We start from the raw sequence: 21873 nt of genomic DNA on the forward strand, positions 1-21873 counted from the left end.
TCTAATTACAATTGAAAATTTAATGCCCTTTTTATTTTTTTCATAAAGATTACAAAAAAATAATTGACAAATTTTCAGATAAATGTTAAGATTTTAAAACAATTACAAAAAGGAGCTACTCAATTATGAAAAACACAATTTTAACTAGTAAAAGAGAATACTTTTTCGTGCCATTTTAGCAGCACTTATATCTCATAGCATTGTAGATATAAGTGCAACGATGTCTACAATGGCTAGTTAAGTTTGTTTTTCGGCCATTGGTAAAAATACTAAATGGTCTTTGAGTATAATAATATATATTTCTAAAAAAGCTATTTAGTATTTTCTAAATAGCTTTTACTTATTTTTTAAATCAAATTTAGGAGGAAAAATTTATGTCAGATAATTCAAAATGGAGTTCTAAAATAGGATTCATACTTGCTTCTGCTGGTTCTGCAATAGGACTAGGTGCAGTGTGGAAGTTCCCGTATATGACCGCAGCTAATGGTGGAGGTGGATTCTTACTTGTCTTCCTTATCTTTACATTATTAATTGGATTACCGCTTCTTCTTGCTGAATTCGTACTAGGTCGTGGTGCGGGAGTATCAGCGATTAGAACTTTTGGTAAATTAGGAAAAAATAAAAAATACAATGTTATTGGTTATATCGGTGGATTCGCCCTATTTATCTTACTATCATTCTACAGTGTTATCGGTGGATGGATTTTAGTATATCTTGGTATTTCAATCGCGGATGCACTTGGCATCCACGCTACTACTGATCATGCAGCACTTTTCACTAGTATTATTTCTAACACTTGGATCGCATTAGGAGCTCAAGCACTATTCATCTTATTAAATATTTATATTGTATCTCGCGGGGTTCAAAAAGGTATTGAAAAAGCATCAAAAATTATGATGCCACTATTATTCATTATCTTCCTAGTAATTATCGCTAGATCATTAACATTACCTAATGCGATGAGCGGGGTTACTTATTTCTTAAAACCAGATTTCACTAAAATCACTAGTTCTGGTATTTTATTCGCACTAGGACAATCATTCTTCGCTCTATCAATCGGGGTTACAGCTATGCTTACATATGCTTCTTACCTTGATAGAAGAACTAATCTTGTTCAATCTGGTATCTCAGTTGTATTAATGAACATCGCTGTTTCAGTAATGGCTGGTCTTGCAATCTTCCCTGCGATGAGTTCATTCGGTATGGAATCTGAAGGTGGACCAAGTTTATTATTCATCGTACTACCTCAATTATTCAATAACATGGCATTTGGTAAAATTTTCTATATCTTATTCTTAATATTATTCCTATTCGCTACTATTACTTCATCAGTAGTTATGTTAGAAATCAATGTAGGAAACATTACTAATCAAAGAAATACTAACCGTACTAAATTCAGTGTGATTATTGGAATCTTGACTTTCATCGTTGGAATTCCTTCTGCTCTATCTTACGGTTCATTATCTAATACATTAATATTTGGAAAAACAGTTTTCGATTTAATGGATTTCTTAGTATCTAATATTCTAATGCCACTTGGTTGTCTAGCTTTATCAATATTCACAGGATATGTACTTGATAAAAAAGTAGCTTTAGAACAATTACACATCGACGAAAATAAAAAATCTAGCCTAGTATTATTCAAAGTATGGTTATTCTTACTAAGATATGTACTTCCAATTATTATCCTTATCGTTTGTTTAGCACAATTCTTATAATAAATTAAATAAAACTATCACATTGTATATTTCATATTTTGTGATAGTTTTTATTTTTTATCATTGACAACCGTTTTCATTAGTGTTAATATTAAGTCATGAATTAAATATTTCTTCGGGGTCGGGTGAAAGTCCCAACCGGCGGTGACTAGTTTACTAGAAGTCCGTGAGCGCAAGCTGATCTGGTGAGATTCCAGAACCGACAGTAAAGTCTGGATGGGAGAAGAAATTAGTAGTATTAGGATAAAAATACCTAATGCTTTATCGAGAATATTTTTATAGCCTATGGTGCATCTAAGAGTACTAAGGTCTATTAATCGAATATAAAACTAACCATCAATCCCGATTAAATTTGAAATTCAAATGTAATTGGGATTTTTATTTTTAGAAAGGAGTTGATAATATGCATGAATATTTTATGAATCTTGCTCTACTTGAAGCCAAGCGTGGCGCTAAGTATACACATACTAATCCAATGGTTGGAGCAGTTATTGTAAAAGATAATGAAATTATCGCAAGAGGTTCACACCTTCGATACAGCTGTGAACATGCTGAAAAAAATGCAATTTCTACTTGCAAAACTCCTGAAAAATTATTTAATTCAACACTTTACGTTACTTTAGAACCTTGTAATCATAAAGGTAAACAACCACCTTGTACAAATGCTATCGTAGAAATGGGTATCTCTAAAGTAATTGTTGCTCAATTAGATCCTAATCCTATCGTTAGTGGAAAAGGTATCAAATACTTGCAAGACAATGGTATCGAGGTAATAACTGGTGTTCTTGAAAAAGAAGCTTATAACTTAAATTACGCTTATAATCTATTCCATACTGAAAATAGACCTTATGTAGTTTTAAAACAAGCCACTAGTCTCGATGGAAAACTAGCCTTTACCGATGAAAGAACACAGATTACCGGTAAAGAAGTTTATGATTTTGTCAGAAATGAAAGAGATAATTATCAAGCAATTCTCGTAGGTGCCAAAACGGTATTAATAGATAATCCAACATTACTTGGTGCTAATACATCTCTTTTCCCACCAAAAAGAATTGTCCTAGATGCTGAAGGTTCTATCTTTGAACAAAGTAATCTTAACTTATTTAACAACAGTTCATCTGAAGTTATAGTTTTCACAAAGGTTAAACACGAAAACTTACCTTCACATGTGACTCTTATCACACCTAATGATTTCAGCATAAAAGAAATTTTATCAGAAATTGCGAAACTCGGTATTCAATCGGTTTATGTTGAAGGTGGGCCTAACATTCACGATCAATTCTTAGCTAGTGGGTATTGGGATGAAGTCATAACTTATATCTCCCCTATTCTTTTAGGTGGAAACAACACTTCGTCATTCACTAGTAGTAGAATAACAAATGAAAAAATAAAACTTCATGATACTAAAATTACTAAACTTGGCGAAGATATACGTATCTCAGGAAGGAGAGTATCTCAATGTTTACAGGATTAATAAAAGAACAAGGTAAAATAGTAAAAATTATTAAATCTAGCCACAGTATAAAACTGACTATTCAAGCGAGTAAGAATTTACTAGAAACATACAAAATTGGTGATAGTATGGCGGTAAACGGCGTATGTCTAACATGTGTTCAAAAAAGCTCATCACAATTTACTGTAGATATTATGCCAGAGACTTATAAAAGAACGACATTTAAAGATTTGAAAATAAATGACGCTGTCAACTTAGAACCTGCAATGGGGCATTCAGATAGATTCGAAGGTCATATTGTTTCTGGACATAGTGATGGTTTAGCACAATTAGCAGCTAGACAAAAAGACGAAAATGCCATCCTACTTACTTTCTCTTATCCTAGTAAATTCCAAGGTGAAATTATTAACCAAGGATCTATTACAATTAATGGGATAAGTTTAACAGTAGTAACTTGTGATAATAACAAATTTACGGTATCGCTAATTCCACATACAGCTAAACATACAAATTTAGAAAAATTAAAAATTGGCGATAGTGTAAATATAGAAACAGATATATTAGCAAAATACATAAAAGCTCAATTAAAACTATTTGGAGGAAAGTTTAATGATTAATAACGTAAGACAAGCAATAGAAGATTTAAAAGCTGGAAAATTAATCGTTCTTATCGATGATGATGACAGAGAGGCTGAAGGAGATTTAGTAGGACTAGCTGAACTTGTTACTGGTGAAACTGTTAATTTTATGGCAAAACATGCACGTGGTTTAATTTGCGCACCAGTTTCAACTGAAATAGCTAAAAGATTAAATCTGCACTCTATGTTAGATAAAAATACAGATCCACACGAGACTGCATTCACTGTTAGCGTTGACCACAAAACATCAACTACAGGAATCTCAGCTTTCGAAAGAGCGAAAACTATAAAAGAATTAGCAAATCCTAATTCTAGACCTGACGATTTCAATAGACCCGGACATATGTTCCCACTTATCGGTCGTGACGGTGGAATCAAGGTTCGTCGCGGTCACACAGAAGCAAGTTTAGACTTAGCAAGGTTAGCTAATAGTACAGAAGCCACATACATCTGTGAAATTATGAATGAAGATGGCACTATGGCTAGAAGAGATGACTTATATGAATTCGCTAAAAAATGGAATTTAACGGTTGTTGATTTGGATGAACTAACACGTTTTTTGTCATTTGAAGATAGTGTCAAAGTAAAATTACCTACAGAATTTGGTGATTTTGATTTACAGCTATTCGAAGACGAATTTAATAAAGAACATTTAATCATTAGCAAAGGTGATTTGACTTCTAAAGAACCTTTATTAATACGAGTTCACTCAGAGTGCTTAACTGGAGATGTCTTCACTTCACACAGATGTGACTGTGGGGAACAACTACACGCAGCTCTACAAAAAATTTCAGACTTAGGTCGCGGAGCAGTTCTTTATCTACGACAAGAAGGACGAGGAATAGGATTAAGAAATAAACTTCTTGCCTATCAACTACAAGAACAAGGCGTTGATACTTACGAAGCTAATGTTCAACTAGGATTTGCTCCCGATGAAAGAGACTATACTATAGCCGTAGATATACTAGACTATTTAGGAATTAAATCAGTAAAACTTCTAACTAATAATCCTGATAAAGTAGAGCAACTAAGCTCTCTAGGAATTAATGTGGTAGACCGTGTTCCAATAAATATAAAACCACAAAAAGAAAACAAACACTATTTACAAACAAAAAAAATTAAATTTAATCACTTTTTAGACATTTAAGGAGAATATTATTATGACAACATTTGAAGGAAAATTTATAGGTAAAGATATTAAAGTAGCAATCGTAGTAGCTCGTTTCAACGAATTTATTACGTCTAAATTATTAGGTGGAGCTAAGGATACACTAATTAGAAACGAAGTAAAAGAAGAAAACATCGATGTTTACTGGGTTCCAGGAGCATTCGAAATTCCATTTATCACTAAAAAATTAGTAGCTACAAATAAATACGATGGCGTTATTACATTAGGAAGTGTTATTCGTGGAAGCACTAGTCACTATGACCTAGTTTGTAACGAAGTTGCAAAAGGTGTTGGTCACATTAGTCTTAATAGCGACATTCCTGTTATGTTCGGTGTTATAACTACTGAGGACATCGATCAAGCTATTGAAAGAGCAGGATCAAAAGCAGGAAACAAAGGTAGCGACTGCGCGCAAGGTCTTCTTGAAATGATCGATTTAACTAAACAAATCTAAGAAATAAAACAAAGCTAGGAACTTGAACTTCAAGATCCTAGCTTTTTTATTATTCTTATTATTTAGAGTAGTTTGGACTTTCTTTTGTGATTTGAACGTCGTGTGGGTGAGATTCGATTAATCCTGCACCTGTCATGCGAACAAATTGTGAGTTTTCACGAAGTACACGTAAATCACGTGACCCTGTGTAACCCATACCTGCACGTAATCCACCAATAATTTGGTAAATTGTTTCAGAAACAGCACCTTTATAAGGTGTACGTCCTTCGATTCCTTCTGGAACTAATTTTTTACCGTCTTCTTGGAAGTAACGGTCTTTAGATCCTTTTTCCATTGCAGAAATTGATCCCATTCCACGGTATGCTTTAAATGTTCTACCTTGGAAAATCTCTAATTCACCTGGTGATTCTTCACAACCTGCAAGCATAGAACCTAACATTACTGCATGTCCTCCAGCTGCGATAGCTTTTACTACGTCACCAGTATATTTAATTCCACCATCAGCGATGATTGTTTTTCCTAATTCACGAGCTACTGTCGCACAGTCATAGATAGCAGTTATTTGTGGTACACCTACCCCTGCAACTACACGAGTAGTACAGATTGATCCTGGTCCAATACCAACTTTAACAACATCTGCCCCTGCTTCGAATAAATCACGAGCAGCTTCTCCAGTTGCTACATTACCTGCGATAATATCTAGGTTAGGATAGTTAGTTCTTAGTGTTTTAACAGCATCTAATACACCTTTAGAGTGTCCGTGAGCTGTATCAACTACGATAGCATCTACTCCAGCAGCTACTAAAGCATCTACACGGTCTACTGTATCGTTTGTAATCCCAACAGATCCAGCTACTAATAAACGTCCTTTAGCATCTTTTGCTGAGTTAGGGTATTTAGCTAATTTTTCAATATCTTTAATTGTAATTAATCCTGTTAATTTTCCTTCTTCATTAGTTAAGATTAATTTCTCAATTTTGTGGCTACGTAAGATTTCACTAGCCTCTTCTAAAGTAGTTTTCTCTGGAGCAGTAATAAGGTGCTCTTTAGTCATTACTTCACTAATTTTAATATCAAAATCAGTTAAGAATCTCATATCACGGTTAGTGATGATTCCTACTACTTTCATATCTTTTTCATTGTTTACAATAGGTACACCTGAAATTCTGTATTGTTGCATTAACTCTTCTGCTTCATATACTAAGCTATCTGGTGTAAGGAAGAAAGGATCAGTTATTACTCCACTTTCTGAACGTTTAACTTTTCGTACTTGCTCAGCTTGTTCTTCAATACTCATATTTTTGTGAATTACACCTAGACCACCTTCACGTGCCATTGCAATCGCCATTTTGTGTTCTGTTACTGTATCCATTGCAGCAGAAATAACAGGTACTGATAATTTGATTTTCTCCGTTAAACTAACTTTTAAATCAACCTTCTTAGGTAAGATATCACTTTTTGCTGGTACTAAAAGTACATCATCAAATGTTAAACCTTCTTTTTGAAATTTATTTTCCCACATTTTATTAAAATCCTTTCTTATTTTTCGTCATCTGATATATTAAATTTAACTTCGTTATTTTCAAGAGAAGCTATTCTACATAAAGAACAAACATTTACATTTCTTTCATCTAATAATTTTCTACCATCTTGGAAACTTTTCTCAACTAGGATACCAACACCGACAGTTTCGGCACCAGCTTGTTTCACTATTTCCATAAGCCCTAATGTAGCTTGCCCGTTAGCAAGGAAATCATCGACTATAAGAACTTTATCATCTCTATTGATGAATTTTTCAGAAACTACTATAGTATTAGTTATATTTTTAGTATAGCTATGAACCTCGGCAGTATACACATCATTATTTTTCAAAGTAGATGGCTTACTCTTTTTAGCAAATACCATCGGCACTTTAAATAAATTAGCAACCATAATTGCTGGTGCAATACCGCTTGCCTCAATTGTTAAAATCTTCGTTATCTTCTCTTTTTTAAAATACTCATAAAAAGACTCTGCCATTTTCATCATTAAACCAGCATCGATTTGATGGTTTAAAAATGAATCAACTTTAAGGACATTATTATCATAAACTTTACCATCGGTAATAACCATTTCTCTTAGTAATTCCATAACTCCTCCTATATAAACTTTGAGTAATTTTATTTATGATACCAAACTTTCATTGAAAATTCAAGAGCCTAATGAAATGTTATTCATTAAGGCTCTTTATTCATAATATTATTTTAAATTTTCTAATAAGTCAGTTATTTCTTTTTGAGAAAAATGATATTTTTCTTTACAAAATGCACAAACTAATTCTGTTGTCTCTTGCTTAGCGATATCTTCTAACTCTTCTTTACCTAGTGTTACTAAAGCATCAGCATAGCGTTCTTTAGAACATGTACATTTGAACTCAACGTCATTTTTATGTAAGATACGGTAGTTTTCTTCTCCACCAAAGATAATATTCGCAATTTCTTCTGGAGTTTTTCCTTCATGAATAAGCGTAGAAATTGGTTTAATATTACTAATTGCTTTTTCAATTTTTGTTATTGTATCATTAGTTGCATTTGGCAGTACTTGTAAAATGAATCCACCTGCAGCTATTACAGAATTATCAGTTTCTACTAATACCCCTAAAGAGACTGCTGAAGGTACTTGTTCACTAGCTGCGAAGTAATATGTGAAGTCTTCAGCAATTTCTCCAGATACGATTGGTGATGTAGTAGTGTATTTTTCATTTAATCCTAAATCACGCACCACTGTGATATTACCACCACCTACTACTCCTTTTACATCAAGTTTCCCTTGTGCATTACTTGGAATATGAACTTGCATATTTTTCGCGTATGCTGTAGTCTCTCCAAGTTCATTTGATGAAGCATATATAGTTCCTACAGGTCCATCTCCACGCACAGCTACATCAATTCTATCTCCACTCTTAAGCATAGCTCCCATCATAGTAGTAACTGTAGCAGTACGTCCCACTGCTGCAATCGCCGTTGGATACGCATCGTGTCTTTGTCTGATTTCTTCTACTAAATCTGTAGTTTTTGTTACAAAAAATCTAATTTCATCATTAAAGGCTAGTCCTCTAATTAAATAATCTTTCATTAAAATATTTTCCTTTCAAATTCTTATACTTCTAAAAATTTCTTACGATTTTCTATTATACATTTAATTTTTATTATTGTCTATTTTTTTATGTGAGTGACTCAAAAATCGTGATTTCGGAGAAATAAAATTTTGTTGAGTCAACCTCCCTAACATAACTACTTCTTATTTATTATTATAATTTGCGATAAACTCGTGCATCTCAGCTACACTATCAGTAAATAATGTTCTTTGTCTATCTTCTTTAGTTAAGAATCCTTCTTCAACCATCTTATCAAAATATTGTTCTAGAAAATCATAGTATCCGTCAACATTCATTAAAATACATGGTGCATCTTTTTTTCCTACTCGAACCCATGAAATCACCTGTGATATTTCTTCTAATGTTCCAGGACCTCCTGGTAAAGCAACAAATACATCACCTAAATTAACAAGCTTTTCTTTTCTTATAGACATGTCATCAACAATAATAAACTCAGTTATACCAGTGTGGCTTATCTCTCTATCTACTAAAAATTGAGGCATTATACCAATAACTTCACTATTATTTTCTAATACAGTATCAGCTATAACACCCATTAATCCAACTTTACCACCACCGTAAACTAGAGTGTGGTTATTGTCAGCAATCCACTTTCCAAGTTCTTTAGCATTTTCTTTATATGCTTCATTTCTACCATTATTCGCACCACAAAAAACAGTAATTTTCATATCAATTTATCTCCTTTTAAACTACACTAAAATCTTTGTTTTTACTATATTCAGAATAAAAGACTTACCTCTACTTTTTAAGTGGTAAATCTTCAATTCTTCTTATTAACAAATAATATTATTGCTCTTTATTAATTTTATATAATTCAATAATACCTTTCAGAGTTAATTCTTCATCAACTATATCAACTACATTACTATGCTTTGCGATAAATTTAGATAAACCACCTGTTAATACTACTTTATAATCTTTATCTAAATCTTGTTTAAGATGCTTAATAATATTTTCAAATTGTCCTAAGAAGCCATAGAATAATCCCGCTTGCATCTGGCTAGTTGTATCTAAGCCTAATGAAGTACTCACAGCTTCAAATTCTACTCTTGGTAACTTAGCAGCTCTTGCATACAATGCTTCTGCACTAATATTCATTCCTGGGCAAATAATTCCTCCACGGTAATTCATATCTTCATCGACACAATCAAATGTAGTCGCTGTTCCAAAATCTACAACAATTGCAGGTAAGTATGAACTAACTTTCGCTCCGACGATATCAACAACTCGATCCGCTCCAAGTTTACTACTATACGGTTCTGGAACTTTTATACCAGTATTAATTTCAGCAGATACAATAATAGGTTCCTTTTTAAAATATTTTTTACTCAGTAGTTCTAGAGCAAACATCATCTTAGGCACTACACTTGATATAACTACTCCATCAAAATCTTCAAACTTTATCCCTTTATCAATGAAGAAATTTCGAATAATAACATAAAGTTCATCTTCAGTTTTAGTATTATCTGTCGCAATGCGCCAAGAGTGCAGCATCTTATAATCACTTCCAAATACTCCAAGTACAATATTCGTATTTCCAACATCTAATGCAAAAATCATTTACAATCTCCTATGATTAACTTATTTTAAGAATGATTATATTATACCACAATTATTCTAATGCAAATAGTAAAATACAAATATATTAAAGTCAATAAATTAAACTACCAGAAAAACAAAAAAGATTATTGACTAATATATTAGCCAACAATCTTTTTATTATTATCTTTTCGATAATGACTCTCTATATTTAAGAGGTGTCATTTTCACTAGAGTTTTGAATATTCTAATGAAGTAACTTGTATCAAAGTATCCAATATAATCAGCTACTTCTGAGATAGAAAAATCAGTATTCGCTAGTAGATAACAAGCATTAGAAATACGTTTATCGTGAATATAGTCTACAATACTAATCCCCATGTCTTTATTAAAAATCGAAGATAGATAACTCTTGTTAACACCTAAGTAATCACTTACGTTGTCTAAGCTGATTTTTTCAGAAATACGATCATTAATATATGCAATACAGTTACGCACTACAGCTTGTTTATCTTTGTATTTATTTCTATCTACAAGTAAACAGTAACTTCTAATAACGTCTTCTGATAAATCGTAGTTATCAAGTTTGTTTTTAATCTTAACCCATAGTTCTTCAATCCCTAGGTAATCTTCGTTATGTTGTTCTAAAGCATAACGTAATAAATCATTCATATTATATGATTTTCTACGACGAACATTAACACCTTGTTCTATATGATTTTCTTCCACTCCATGATTTCTATGACGTAGATCAAATAACATATTTACACGAGAAATATTTCCATCTACTACAGCTTCTAATATTTCACGTTTAAATTTAACTTCACTCTCTAAAATTCCATTTAAATATGTGTTTTTTCTAGAAGATGCTCTTCTTACGTTTTTCACACTTGAGTCTTCAATTAAAACGATAGCATCTAAGAAATCAACATTTTCATCTTCTACTAATAACTCTATTAAGTAGTTGAATTTTTTACGTGGTGTAATTGGTAATGAAAAATATACATCACAAATTAATTCATTAATACTTGCTCCATATTTAGTTAAAGATTCTTGGAATAATTTTGTTGGTATTAAGTACTCTAAAAATGGAGTAATTAAGTAGAACTCTTCTTCGTTTTCACTCGGAATAAATAAACAAGAAATCCCTAATCCACTTTGACATTTTACTAACTTACCAGCTCTTAATCCTTCTTTTACTTTTGGTAAATTCCTCTTAATAAATCTACTAAAAATACTGCTTAATTGTTCTTCACCTAAATTAAGTCGGATTTCTTCATCCGTATATTTATAAGTTAATACATCTCCATTTAAATCTAAAATATCCTTAATTCGCTCAATTTTCTTTAATGAACTTCTCATCTTACCTACCTCCTAACAACTTTTAATTTTAGTCTATTGTAATATCACGTCTTGCATTTACAATATATGAAATTGTAAAGAATACAACACTATATGCTACTAACATAATAATTAATGCATTTGCATTATCAAACTTAAATACTTCTTTTACAGTCTGACGAGCTGCTTCATTTTGGTAATAGTTACTAAATAACGGAACATCAAACATATGGTATTTCGCCCATGAATATTTTGAAACAGCTAAAATTGTTAAACCTTGTATCAGTCCCGTTCCTAAAAGTGATAACATTACTAGTACTAGCGATAATATTTGTGTTTTAAACACTACACAAACTAATACTACCATAGCAACGAAGAAGATGAATACCGCTAAGTCTGCTAAATTCGTAATAATTAATTGCTTAGTAACTGTTCTACCAAAATATCCTTCTTCAATAGTATCATTCAAGTGATTTAAACCTACTTTTCTATCGAAAAATACATAATATTTTGTTAAAAAGTCAAATACCGTTCCTACTACTAAGAATATAATATAGTTAATAAACGCTAAAACTATTTTCGCAGTAAGTATTGCAGAACGAGATTTTGGTTTAGTATATAAGAATTTAATTGTTCCTTTTGAATACTCTTGTGATAAATTGTTAGCTAACATAATTAGTGAAAATACCAAAGCTAATGCTGCAGAAACCACTGTTATTCCACTTAATATTTTCACAGCATCAATGCCATCTTCAAACTGTCTTTTTGCAAAATAACTATTTAATAAAATAATCCCAAATGATAGTAAGAAGTATAACCATGTAGTTTTCTTTTTATAATCTTTTATAAATTCATTTATAAATAATTTCATTATTTTCTCTCCCCTCCTGTAATTTGTAGGAATCGATCCTCTAATGATGTATGTAATTCACGAATTGTATCTATTTCTACATTGTTATTAACTAAGTATGTAATAATACGAGCTTTCTCTTCGCGGTCAAGATTTTCAAATACAAATCCATCGTTAGTTAACTCATATCTAACACCTAATTCTCTCACTAATATTTCTGTTTTTTCTATATCATGTGTTTTTATTAATGTTTTAATAACTTCGTCTGCAACAAGGTTTTCTAGTTTATCATCCGCAATAATTTTACCTTTTTCGATTACGATAACTCTATCACAAACTTTTTCGATTTCATCTAGTAAGTGTGATGAAATTAAGATTGATACTCCAGTTGCTGCGATTTCTTTAAGTTTGTTACGGAAATCTTGAACTCCTTGTGGATCTAGACCATTTACAGGTTCATCAAGAATAAGTACCTTAGGATCATTAAGTAATGCTTGCGCTAATCCTAAACGTTGACGCATACCTAAAGAATAAGTTTTAACTTTCTTTCTAATAACTTTTTTTAGTCCAACGAATTCTACTAATTCTTTCATACGTGCTCTTGTTACTTTTTTACCGCAAACACGAGCAATTTGTTTTAAGTTAGACCATCCAGACATATAGTTATAAAACTCAGGTGTTTCAATCATCGCTCCAACTTCTTTTAACATAGTAGTTTTACCTAAACCTAAAGGTTTCTCAAAGCAATAAACATCCCCTTTAGTTGTTTTAGTTAATCCTACCATCATTCTCATTATAGTAGTCTTACCACTTCCGTTTGGCCCTAATAGTCCGATAATTTCACCTTCGCGCATGTCAAAAGTTATATCCTCAACTATTGTTTTTAATCCGATACGTTTTTTAAGTCCTAAAACCTCTAGTACTACTGGACTTTCTTCCACTTCTTCTTTTTTAACTTCTTTTGCTTGTTCATTTTCAATTGCATGAACTAACTCATTTCTATCTAATACAACTGTTTCCGCATGAACATCTGTCTCTTCAGTAACAGTAGGCATAATTACCGTCTCTTCTAAATTCTCCTGCTCATCATGCGATTTTCTAGTATATGTAGATGAGTTTTCTATATCTACTTGTTTTCTAATCTTTTCTAGTAAACTTGAATAATCATCTGATTTTTTACTATTTTTTCCCAATTCATCATTACTTAATATATCTTTATTTTTTTCTGAATTTGTCATTATTTGTAGAAGATTCCTTTCTTATAAATTTTCTTTTATATTATATCATATTTATACTATTATTTCCATTAAATAATGAATAATTATTTTTTATTTTACTACTTTATCAATTTACATATCATAAACCATTATTTAAGATTTTTTTATTTATATAATTGCCTTTAAATTCTGAAAGTTTGAAAGCTATCTACATCAACATCCATCGTTTTTTCACCTAATTATATTTTCTTAAAATTTTGATTATACTTGTACATACATTATTATAAAAATTCTAAAAATTTATACATAATATTCATATTTCTATCATAAGTTTATTTACTACTAAAATCCATATTTGTTTTTATAATAACTTTTATAAATAATAAACTATTAAATTTATTATTACAGATATAATATACTTTTTTTCATTTACATAACCTTATATATCCAAAACACTTTTTTCAAATTAAAATTACATTTGAATTTATGATATAATATAAATTGAGGTGAATTTACTTTGAAAAAAGAACTTAGAAAAAAATTTATTGTCGAAAGAAACAATTTAACTGAAGGGTACAGAAATAATGCATCTGCTGAAATACTCTCTAAACTTGAAAACAACGAATTATTTATATCTGCAGAAAAAATATTTATTTTTGTAGGATTTGATAGTGAAATACCTACCCTATCATTTATAAATAAATGGATTAGCAAAAAGCAGATCTTTGTACCAAAAATTGATAACAAAATTATGAATCTAGTACATATAAAATCTATAGATGATTTAGCTCCAGGGCATTTTGGAATACTAGAACCTACTAGTTCTAGCTATTATACTGGTAGTATTGATTTAGTAATTACTCCTTCTATAGTATTTGATAAAAATGGATATCGCCTTGGATATGGCAAAGGCTACTATGATAAATTTTTTGCGACAAATAAACATAAGGCTAGCATCGGTTTATCATACGATACGCTTCTTCAAGAAAAAGTTCCTACTGATCAATATGATAAAAAGGTAGACATTATAATAACAGAGGAGCAAACATTAATAATCAATGAAAAATATAATAGTAACGACTAGTGTAAAAACAACATTCGAACTCAACACTAAAGCACAAAGCCTTGCTAATGAATTAAATTTAAAATATATTATAAGAAATAAAAAAACAATTAAACAATTATTAGAGTCTGTTCAAGGCGTACTCGTTGTTTATAAAAACAAACTAAGTTATTTCGAAAATGATTCAGAATTATTCTTTCACTTAGATACAACTGCATTAAAAATAAAAAATTCGGACAATGAACCTCTAGTTGAGATAATTAATAAAGAAAAACAAAAAGTTCTAGATTGTACCATGGGCCTTGCAGGAGACAGCATTCTCTTAAGCTATTACGGCCATAATGTTACTTCTCTAGAAAAAAATAATATTATACATCTTATTACAAGTAACGGTCTAAAACACTACGTTTCTCCTAACGAAGAGATAAACAAAGCTATGAGAAAAATAATAACTTATAACGTTGATTGTATAGAGTATTTAAAGAGAACACCTGAGAATGCATTCGATATTATATACTTTGATCCAATGTTTTCACATGATATAGCCGAATCTAACAATCTTTCAGGAATAACTCCTCTTGCTGATAATAGTTTTCCATATGATGAATTTATAAAAGAGGCATATCGTGTTGCAAGAGACAAGATTATTATTAAAGCTCATTTCAAAGACAATATATTTGAAAAATACAATTTCACAAGAATAATTAGAAAAAATACTAAATTCCATTTCGGATTCCTTAATACAAATCAAAAACCAAAAACTAAGCATTAAAGCTTAATTTTTGGTTTTTCATTTTTCATTTCTTTTACAGCTTGATAACCATCATATCCCGTAATTTCTTTAAAATCACGATACAAAGAATTTTCCTCAGACTTAGCTCGAACTACACTCTTAAAGTCTTTGTATACAGCTTTAAACTCTGATAGTTCTACTCCTGATAAATAGCATTCTTCTATTAAATCTAAAAATTTAATAATAATAGTTATCTCATCCGTATTATATAATGTATAATCTATTGGATAATTAAATTCCATACTCTTACCTACTCAAATGTATAACCAACACCGCGAACAGTTCTTAGATTTTTATCATAACCAATTTTTCGTAACTCTTTTCTTAATCCTGAAATATAAACTTCGATAGCGTTAATTGTTGTTTCTGAATCAACACCCCACACACGATCAAATATTTCTTCTTTTTCTAGTACGATATTATTATTGATTACAAAGAATGATAATAATTCAAGGTATTTTCCTTTAATAGTGTCTAATGAACCTCCGTTTGAAGATACCAATTCATTTTTAAGATCTAATACTAAATCTTTATAAGTAATTTCATTCTCACCTTTTAGGTTACTTTCACGTTGAAGTAAGTTTGACATTGTTGTCAATAAAAGAGAAGCATCCGCTACACGTGGTAGATATTCTGTTACTCTATGCTTCATAACTCTAGCCTTTTCTTCTGTTGATTCAGCTATAGTTATTACAATTACTGGTGTTTTAAGTTCTTTTTCTTCACGAATGTAATCTAGTAGATCTATTCCGCCCATTCCTGGTAAAATACTATCAGCTATAACAAAATCATACACGTTCTCATTTATAAGTTTTTGTCCATCTAATCCATTATAACAAACATCCGCATCAAATTTTTCTGAAATTGCAGCTCTCAATGATGCAGCTAATAATTTGTCATCTTCTACAATAAGCGCTTTAAGCATCAATAACTCCTCCTTTTATTTTTTATTCATCTAAATAATTATTTTATATCTTTTCTAAAAAAAATACAACTAAAAACTACAATATTTTTTACTATTTTTTCATTATAAGAAAATATACAATACTTGAAACTAATATTCCTACTAAAGCCCCACTACTATCTATTAATACATCAACAATATTTCCATCTCTACCTGGTACAAAAGTTTGATGAAATTCATCGCTTGAGGCGTAGATAATAGAAAACAAGAAACTTAATATACCAGTTTTTTTAAAATCTTTTATATTGTTATTTTCTATAAATAAATTCGATAAATATGAAAATGAGAAAAATCCCAAAGTCATATATTCACTAAAGTGACCTAATTTTCTTATGATTAAATCATTAGAAATCTTTGATGATTCCTCCCCAGGTTGACTAGAAAATAAAAATATCACTAGGCAAACTAAAATTAATATTATTAATGAAAAGTATTTCTTATATAAAAGTTTAATAAAAATTTCTCCTTAGTATTTATTTTAATATTTTTTTCCTACTTTCTATCATACCATATTATTCTAATAAATGGTAATATTTGTAAGTAAAATAACCAAGAAAATACTTTTAACATTCTACTAACCATCTAAAAAACACAATATTTTCTTCAAATTACTCATATAATGAAATTTATAAATATTTATTATAAACAAAAATTTAATTTCATAAAACTTTAAACATCCTATCTCTAAACATTTCTCAACAAAAATATAAAATATTGTGATATAATTATAGTAAACGAATTCAAATAATGGAGGTCTATTATGCCACGTATAGTTGCTAGAGGATTTAAAAAAGAAGATTTAAAAAAAGTTAGTGCTGAACTTTTCGATACTATTGCTGAAATAATCGAAAGACCACGCGAAGCATTTACATTAGATTTAATTGAAAGTGTTGCTATTCTTGATGGAGAAGAAATCAGTAGAGCAAACTTAGAAATCGGTTGGGTTCACCGTCCAGTTGAAGTTTGCGAAAAAGTTGCTACTGCTGTTAATGAACTTTTCAAACCACTTGGTTATGAAACAGTTATGATTTCATTCAAAGACATTGATTTAGCATACGAATTTGTATTCAAAAAATAATTATTAAAAAAGTGATTCAAAAAATCAGGTTCAATCGAATCCTGATTTCCGAATCACTCTTTTTTTATCCTTTTACTTGAGTTTCATACATTTTTTTGTAACTTCCCTCAAGAGCTAATAATTGTTCGTGTGTTCCACTTTCAATTACCCTCCCTTTTCTAAGGACATAAATCATATCTGCATTTTTTATCGTCGATAATCTATGAGCTATTATAAGCGTTGTTCGTCCTTGTTTTAATTCTTCTATAGCTCGACTTACATTTTGTTCTGTTTCGCTATCGATATTGGCCGTCGATTCATCAAGAATCAAAATCTTAGGATCTTTAGCTAAAGCTCTAGCTAAACAGATAAGTTGCTTCTCACCTGTAGAAAAGTTATTTCCACCTACTTCTACTTTTGAGTCTAACGAGCGATTTTCTAATATGAAATCTCCTCCAACTCTAGCCAAGGCCTCTCTGGCAATCTTTTCATCATTAGAAGTAGTAATGTTTTCGAGTAAAGTCCCTTCAAATAAAAATGAATCCTGAAGTACTATAGCCGTTTTTTCTCTTAGATACTCCTTACTATAATCATTTATATTTCTGCCATTTATTAGGACATTTCCTTTAGTCGCACTGTAGAACTTAACAATTAAGTTCATTATAGTACTCTTACCGCTTCCTGTATGACCTACAAAAGCCACAGTTTGATTCTCTTTGATTTCAAGATTTAAATCACGTAGCACATAAAAATCATCTTTATAAGAAAAATACACATCTTCGAATTTAATATTTCCTCGGAAATCATCCTCGATAATATCGTTGTGACTGTCTTCCTCAACTCCTAGCTTAAGTATCTCTTGAATATTTATAGCCGCACCTTGCGCTCTGATATAATTAGAAATCCCCATCGTAAAATCTGCAATTCTATAAATTATATCGGTAGTATAATTTATAAATAGATATACCATACCCAATGTAATGCCATAAACATTATTAAAATGTGAATACGAATAGTAATAAACAATACCTATGAAAATCACTATTCTAAATACTCCAGTTATATTATGAAGTAATAGACTATCTACTAGATTTAATTTTTTCCAATATTTATAGCGCTCTTCATTATGCTTATTCCAATCTTCAATACTTTCTTTTTCTTTATTAAAAGCTTTGATTATTTCTAAATTTTGATAATTTTCATTGATAATCCCATTACTTTGAGAAAACTTACGTCTATATCCCTTAATACTATCTATAGATAACTTGTTGTAAATTTTTAATACTATAAACATTACCGGGAATAGCACTAGCATAAATAATCCAAAGCGTACATCTACATAAAATAATACAATATAAGAAAAAATAATCTTTAGCACAATTATTAATATCTGCACAAATGTCGAAACGAAAAATGTTCTAATTTGGTTTACATCACTCGTTATCCTAGATACTACAGAACCAGCGGGCATATTATCGAAATACTTAATCGGCAGACTTTGAATATGATCGTATACCTGCATCTGAATTCTAACGTAAACCTCGTTAGCACCTTTTACTAAGTAAATATTTCTAATATAGTTAGATATCCCCGAACATAATAGTATAAGTCCATAACCAGCTACTACCACCAATGATTTTAGAATTATCTGACGCGTTAAATCTCCAGTTATTCCATCAAAAACTTTCGACAACACGTACACACCAGCAACACCTAGCCCTACATTTAGTAGTGAAAAGACAAAACCTATTATATAAGATCTCTTTGCTTTTTTCATATAAGGAAGAAATTGAAATAACGGATTTTTATTCTTCATCATCTTCTACCTCCTTATTTTGATACTCATCTAGTTGTCTATACCAAGAACATTTTTCAAGAAGCTCTTCATGCGTTCCGAAATTTAATATTTTACCATTGTCTAATACAACTATTTTATTAGCATGCCTTACTGCAGAAATTCTATGAGCTACTATTATATTAGTCTTACCTTCTCGGGTTTTTTTAATATTTTCTATAATAGTTTTTTCTGTATTAGAATCTACCGCACTTAAGCTGTCATCAAGTATTAAGATATCAGGATCAGATAACAATGCTCTCGCTATACCTAGACGTTGTTTTTGTCCACCTGATAGAGATAAACCATTTTCTCCTACAAGGGTATCAATACCATCTTTAAATCTACTAATATCTTTTTTTATGTCCGCTTGCTCCAGCACCTCGTCTAATCTATCCTCTAAATCATATCTATAAAAAAGTACATTTTCTTTTATAGATTTTGAAAATAACTGATATTCTTGTGGTGCATAACCAATTTTTCCCCTAACAGAATAATCATAGTATTTCTCAATCCCCTTGCCATCAAGAAGAAGTGTATTCTCATCTATTGGATATAATCGCAGAAGTTGCTTAATAAATGTCGTTTTCCCACTACCAGTTTTTCCTACTACTCCTATAGTTTCACCTTTATTAATAGTAAAATTAATATCTTCTAGTACATGATTATTATCTTCATAACTGAAATTAAAATCTTTAAATTCAATACTACTATTAAACTCAAAATTACTTTCAGCTAGGTCATTGTTAACATCAGCTTTTTTATCAGAGATTTCTAAGACTCTTTTCGTAGCTTGTCGAACTTCTATAATCATAATAACTAACTCAGATAAAGCAATGTATGGCCACTGAATCATACCTATAACTACACAGACAGAAATCAACTCTCCTAATGTCATCATTCCTAAATTAATAAAGTAAAATCCTCCAGCTACAGCTATAATATAACTTGTCGCTAACGATACTGTATTAAGTGGTTGATAGACAAGAGTTTTTTTCATATATTCTTCATTACTTCTAGCATAACTTCTAAGTTTTCCTACAAAACTATTTCTCACTTTATCCAGTAAGCTATACGCTCTAATAACTCGAATACCTTTAACATTTTCTAAAGTCTCTTCTGTAATTTCATCCATAGTTTTCGCCATCTCATTATAATATTTTTCCTGAACCTTACGTCTTCTAACTAAATAAATAGTCTGAATAATCAAAGGTATATGTATCAGTAATAAATAAATTAAGCTAGATTTATTAAATATAAGAACACTTATAAATAAATTGTAAATTATCCCATCAAAAATTAATAAAATACCATACCCGAAAAGAGGCGCAATGTAGTTTGTAATATCATTAGTCGATCTACTAATTACCTCACCTATACTAAACTTATTAAAAAACACAGGGGTATGTCTATAAATATCATATTGAATATCATAGGTCATATCTTTAATAACTTTATCATATCCTATAAACGTATAGTATTCTTTAAAGAAGTAGACAATATACAGTGCTATTCCTGCTAAAACAATTCTTAGAATTTCATTAACTACACCATTAAAATCAATATTTCCACCTGCTATACCATCAACAATATAACTCAATCTGTCAGTTGGGTATAATGTAAAATAATAAGATGCAATTGAGACTATCAATGCAATTATTATGCGTTTTTTATCTCTATAAATAAGACTTGCTATTTTATTAAATATTTGCTTATTATTTATCATATCATTCATTTTTCACCCTCCTTTATTTATGTATTTTAATAATTATAACACATTTAAACACTTAAACAAATAATAGGGTAAGACTCAAAAATTATATTTTCAAATCATTACCCAACTTAATCTATTTCTTATTTAATTCGCTTTAAATTCTTCAATTGCATCCTTCGCAAGCTTATCTACTACTTCATTAAGTTCAACACCTGTATGTGCCTTAACTTTTACAAAATTTACCTTCACTACTGATTTTACCTTATTATAAAATTTCACATAATCCTGTGTATAAGGTAAGTTCGCTTGCCAATCTCCAGTTGCCCAAGATTCTATTCCTTGATAGTCATAAAATAAAGTGATTTCTTTGATTTTTTTATCAACAGCATACCACATAACGAATTTAGCTGCTTCTAATTCGCCTGCAACATTGTGTAATTGAGCATAATCTTCTCTATTTCCAGCATGTTTGAACTCATATTTCTTATCGCCATCTACTATAACTACTCCAGAACCATAGATACCTTGTACCCTATCAAAACTTCCGTCAATATATGCATACACCCCATCAACTGTTTCTACATTCTCTATCTTTTCTTCGTTACCTTTTACGAACTTTTCTGCTTCTTCTAAAGTTTTAAAACTTTTGTATATCGCACCTTTAAAGCCAGTAACCTGTTCTTTACACTCATCCCATGTTGAAAAAATTCCAGTTTTTTTACCTTTTCTTACAGCATAAAATTTAGTCATCATATTCTCCTTACAAAAATATTTACTCTAAAATTATACTACATAGAAAATATTAAGTAAATTTTTAAAAAGAAAATTTAAAATAAACTGAGAAAAATTATTTTTTTAGTTTAGATACATTTTTTAAATAAGAAAAACTATAAATTAGCCTATACAAATATCT

Annotated in this window: 22 protein-coding genes and 1 riboswitch; of the genes, 8 read left to right on the forward strand and 14 right to left on the reverse strand. The window is 30.3% G+C overall.

Annotation, left to right across the window (positions count from 1 at the left end; all coding sequences use genetic code 11):
• Nucleotides 1–374: 374 nt before the first annotated feature.
• The 5 genes from O3884_RS05040 (at nucleotide 375) to ribH (ending at nucleotide 5431) form a co-directional block, all read left to right on the forward strand.
• Nucleotides 375–1718 carry a sodium-dependent transporter gene (locus O3884_RS05040; protein WP_371452144.1) on the forward strand — a complete coding sequence of 448 codons (1344 nt, stop codon included), beginning with the start codon at nucleotides 375–377 and terminating at the stop codon, nucleotides 1716–1718.
• Nucleotides 1719–1825: 107 nt separating this feature from the next.
• Nucleotides 1826–1950, forward strand: a riboswitch (FMN riboswitch).
• A 171-nt stretch (nucleotides 1951–2121) separates the two neighbouring features.
• Nucleotides 2122–3192 carry a bifunctional diaminohydroxyphosphoribosylaminopyrimidine deaminase/5-amino-6-(5-phosphoribosylamino)uracil reductase RibD gene (gene ribD, locus O3884_RS05045; RefSeq protein WP_371452146.1) on the forward strand — a complete coding sequence of 357 codons (1071 nt, stop codon included), beginning with the start codon at nucleotides 2122–2124 and terminating at the stop codon, nucleotides 3190–3192.
• On the forward strand, nucleotides 3177–3788 hold the full coding sequence (locus O3884_RS05050) for a riboflavin synthase (RefSeq protein ID WP_004263116.1): 612 nt from the start codon (nucleotides 3177–3179) through the stop codon (nucleotides 3786–3788). The genes ribD and O3884_RS05050 overlap by 16 nt, the downstream gene beginning before the upstream one ends.
• Nucleotides 3781–4956: a GTP cyclohydrolase II gene (gene ribA, locus O3884_RS05055; protein ID WP_371452148.1), complete on the forward strand. Its 1176-nt coding sequence runs from the start codon at nucleotides 3781–3783 to the stop codon at nucleotides 4954–4956. Before O3884_RS05050 ends, ribA begins: the two co-directional genes overlap by 8 nt.
• A gap of 13 nt (nucleotides 4957–4969) precedes the next feature.
• On the forward strand, nucleotides 4970–5431 hold the full coding sequence (ribH, locus tag O3884_RS05060) for a 6,7-dimethyl-8-ribityllumazine synthase (RefSeq protein ID WP_004263049.1): 462 nt from the start codon (nucleotides 4970–4972) through the stop codon (nucleotides 5429–5431).
• A gap of 58 nt (nucleotides 5432–5489) precedes the next feature.
• Here ribH and guaB read toward each other — a convergent pair whose 3' ends face one another.
• The 8 genes from guaB to O3884_RS05100 form a co-directional block, all read right to left on the reverse strand.
• Entirely contained in the window at nucleotides 5490–6953 is a 1464-nt protein-coding gene (guaB, locus tag O3884_RS05065; protein ID WP_371452151.1) for an IMP dehydrogenase, read from the reverse strand.
• Between the two features lie 17 nt (nucleotides 6954–6970).
• Nucleotides 6971–7561, reverse strand: a complete 591-nt coding sequence (locus O3884_RS05070) for a xanthine phosphoribosyltransferase (RefSeq protein WP_371452153.1) — start codon at nucleotides 7559–7561, stop codon at nucleotides 6971–6973.
• Between the two features lie 108 nt (nucleotides 7562–7669).
• Nucleotides 7670–8545, reverse strand: coding sequence for an Hsp33 family molecular chaperone HslO (gene hslO, locus O3884_RS05075; protein ID WP_371452155.1), 876 nt, complete (start codon nucleotides 8543–8545; stop codon nucleotides 7670–7672).
• Between the two features lie 165 nt (nucleotides 8546–8710).
• Nucleotides 8711–9256 carry an LOG family protein gene (locus tag O3884_RS05080; protein WP_371452157.1) on the reverse strand — a complete coding sequence of 182 codons (546 nt, stop codon included), beginning with the start codon at nucleotides 9254–9256 and terminating at the stop codon, nucleotides 8711–8713.
• A gap of 118 nt (nucleotides 9257–9374) precedes the next feature.
• Nucleotides 9375–10148 carry a type III pantothenate kinase gene (locus O3884_RS05085; RefSeq protein ID WP_371452159.1) on the reverse strand — a complete coding sequence of 258 codons (774 nt, stop codon included), beginning with the start codon at nucleotides 10146–10148 and terminating at the stop codon, nucleotides 9375–9377.
• Between the two features lie 162 nt (nucleotides 10149–10310).
• Nucleotides 10311–11489, reverse strand: a complete 1179-nt coding sequence (locus O3884_RS05090; protein ID WP_371452161.1) for a helix-turn-helix transcriptional regulator — start codon at nucleotides 11487–11489, stop codon at nucleotides 10311–10313.
• A gap of 28 nt (nucleotides 11490–11517) precedes the next feature.
• Nucleotides 11518–12339: an ABC transporter permease gene (locus tag O3884_RS05095; RefSeq protein WP_371452163.1), complete on the reverse strand. Its 822-nt coding sequence runs from the start codon at nucleotides 12337–12339 to the stop codon at nucleotides 11518–11520.
• Entirely contained in the window at nucleotides 12339–13556 is a 1218-nt protein-coding gene (locus O3884_RS05100) for an ABC transporter ATP-binding protein (protein WP_371452165.1), read from the reverse strand. The genes O3884_RS05095 and O3884_RS05100 overlap by 1 nt, the downstream gene beginning before the upstream one ends.
• A gap of 496 nt (nucleotides 13557–14052) precedes the next feature.
• Here O3884_RS05100 and O3884_RS05105 point away from each other — a divergent pair, with 496 nt between their 5' ends.
• Entirely contained in the window at nucleotides 14053–14619 is a 567-nt protein-coding gene (locus O3884_RS05105) for a 5-formyltetrahydrofolate cyclo-ligase (RefSeq protein ID WP_371452166.1), read from the forward strand.
• Nucleotides 14594–15370: a class I SAM-dependent methyltransferase gene (locus tag O3884_RS05110; RefSeq protein WP_371452168.1), complete on the forward strand. Its 777-nt coding sequence runs from the start codon at nucleotides 14594–14596 to the stop codon at nucleotides 15368–15370. The genes O3884_RS05105 and O3884_RS05110 overlap by 26 nt, the downstream gene beginning before the upstream one ends.
• Here O3884_RS05110 and O3884_RS05115 read toward each other — a convergent pair.
• The 3 genes from O3884_RS05115 to O3884_RS05125 form a co-directional block, all read right to left on the reverse strand.
• Nucleotides 15367–15633: a UPF0223 family protein gene (locus O3884_RS05115; protein ID WP_371452170.1), complete on the reverse strand. Its 267-nt coding sequence runs from the start codon at nucleotides 15631–15633 to the stop codon at nucleotides 15367–15369. The two genes, O3884_RS05110 and O3884_RS05115, sit on opposite strands and share 4 nt — an antisense overlap.
• Nucleotides 15634–15641: 8 nt before the next feature.
• On the reverse strand, nucleotides 15642–16316 hold the full coding sequence (locus O3884_RS05120; RefSeq protein WP_371452172.1) for a response regulator transcription factor: 675 nt from the start codon (nucleotides 16314–16316) through the stop codon (nucleotides 15642–15644).
• A 91-nt stretch (nucleotides 16317–16407) separates the two neighbouring features.
• Nucleotides 16408–16815 carry a VanZ family protein gene (locus O3884_RS05125; RefSeq protein WP_371452184.1) on the reverse strand — a complete coding sequence of 136 codons (408 nt, stop codon included), beginning with the start codon at nucleotides 16813–16815 and terminating at the stop codon, nucleotides 16408–16410.
• Nucleotides 16816–17115: 300 nt separating this feature from the next.
• On the opposite strand from O3884_RS05125, the gene O3884_RS05130 reads away from it, so the two are divergent.
• Nucleotides 17116–17433 (forward strand): DUF1904 family protein, encoded by a 318-nt coding sequence (locus tag O3884_RS05130; RefSeq protein ID WP_003147927.1) that lies wholly within the window; start codon nucleotides 17116–17118, stop codon nucleotides 17431–17433.
• A gap of 64 nt (nucleotides 17434–17497) precedes the next feature.
• Here the strand turns inward: O3884_RS05130 and O3884_RS05135 are convergent, their stop codons facing one another.
• The 3 genes from O3884_RS05135 to O3884_RS05145 form a co-directional block, all read right to left on the reverse strand.
• Nucleotides 17498–19231: an ABC transporter ATP-binding protein gene (locus O3884_RS05135; protein WP_371452174.1), complete on the reverse strand. Its 1734-nt coding sequence runs from the start codon at nucleotides 19229–19231 to the stop codon at nucleotides 17498–17500.
• Complete coding sequence (locus O3884_RS05140; RefSeq protein ID WP_371452176.1) at nucleotides 19218–20981, reverse strand: ABC transporter ATP-binding protein; 1764 nt, start codon at nucleotides 20979–20981, stop codon at nucleotides 19218–19220. The genes O3884_RS05135 and O3884_RS05140 overlap by 14 nt, the downstream gene beginning before the upstream one ends.
• A gap of 123 nt (nucleotides 20982–21104) precedes the next feature.
• The gene (locus O3884_RS05145; RefSeq protein ID WP_371452178.1) at nucleotides 21105–21710 is read right to left on the reverse strand and encodes a ribonuclease H1 domain-containing protein; all 606 of its coding nucleotides are present in this window, start codon (nucleotides 21708–21710) and stop codon (nucleotides 21105–21107) included.
• Nucleotides 21711–21873: the final 163 nt, after the last annotated feature.

Source organism: Gemella sp. 20925_1_85 (genome assembly GCF_041433735.1).
Taxonomy (GTDB): Bacteria; Bacillota; Bacilli; order Staphylococcales; family Gemellaceae; genus Gemella.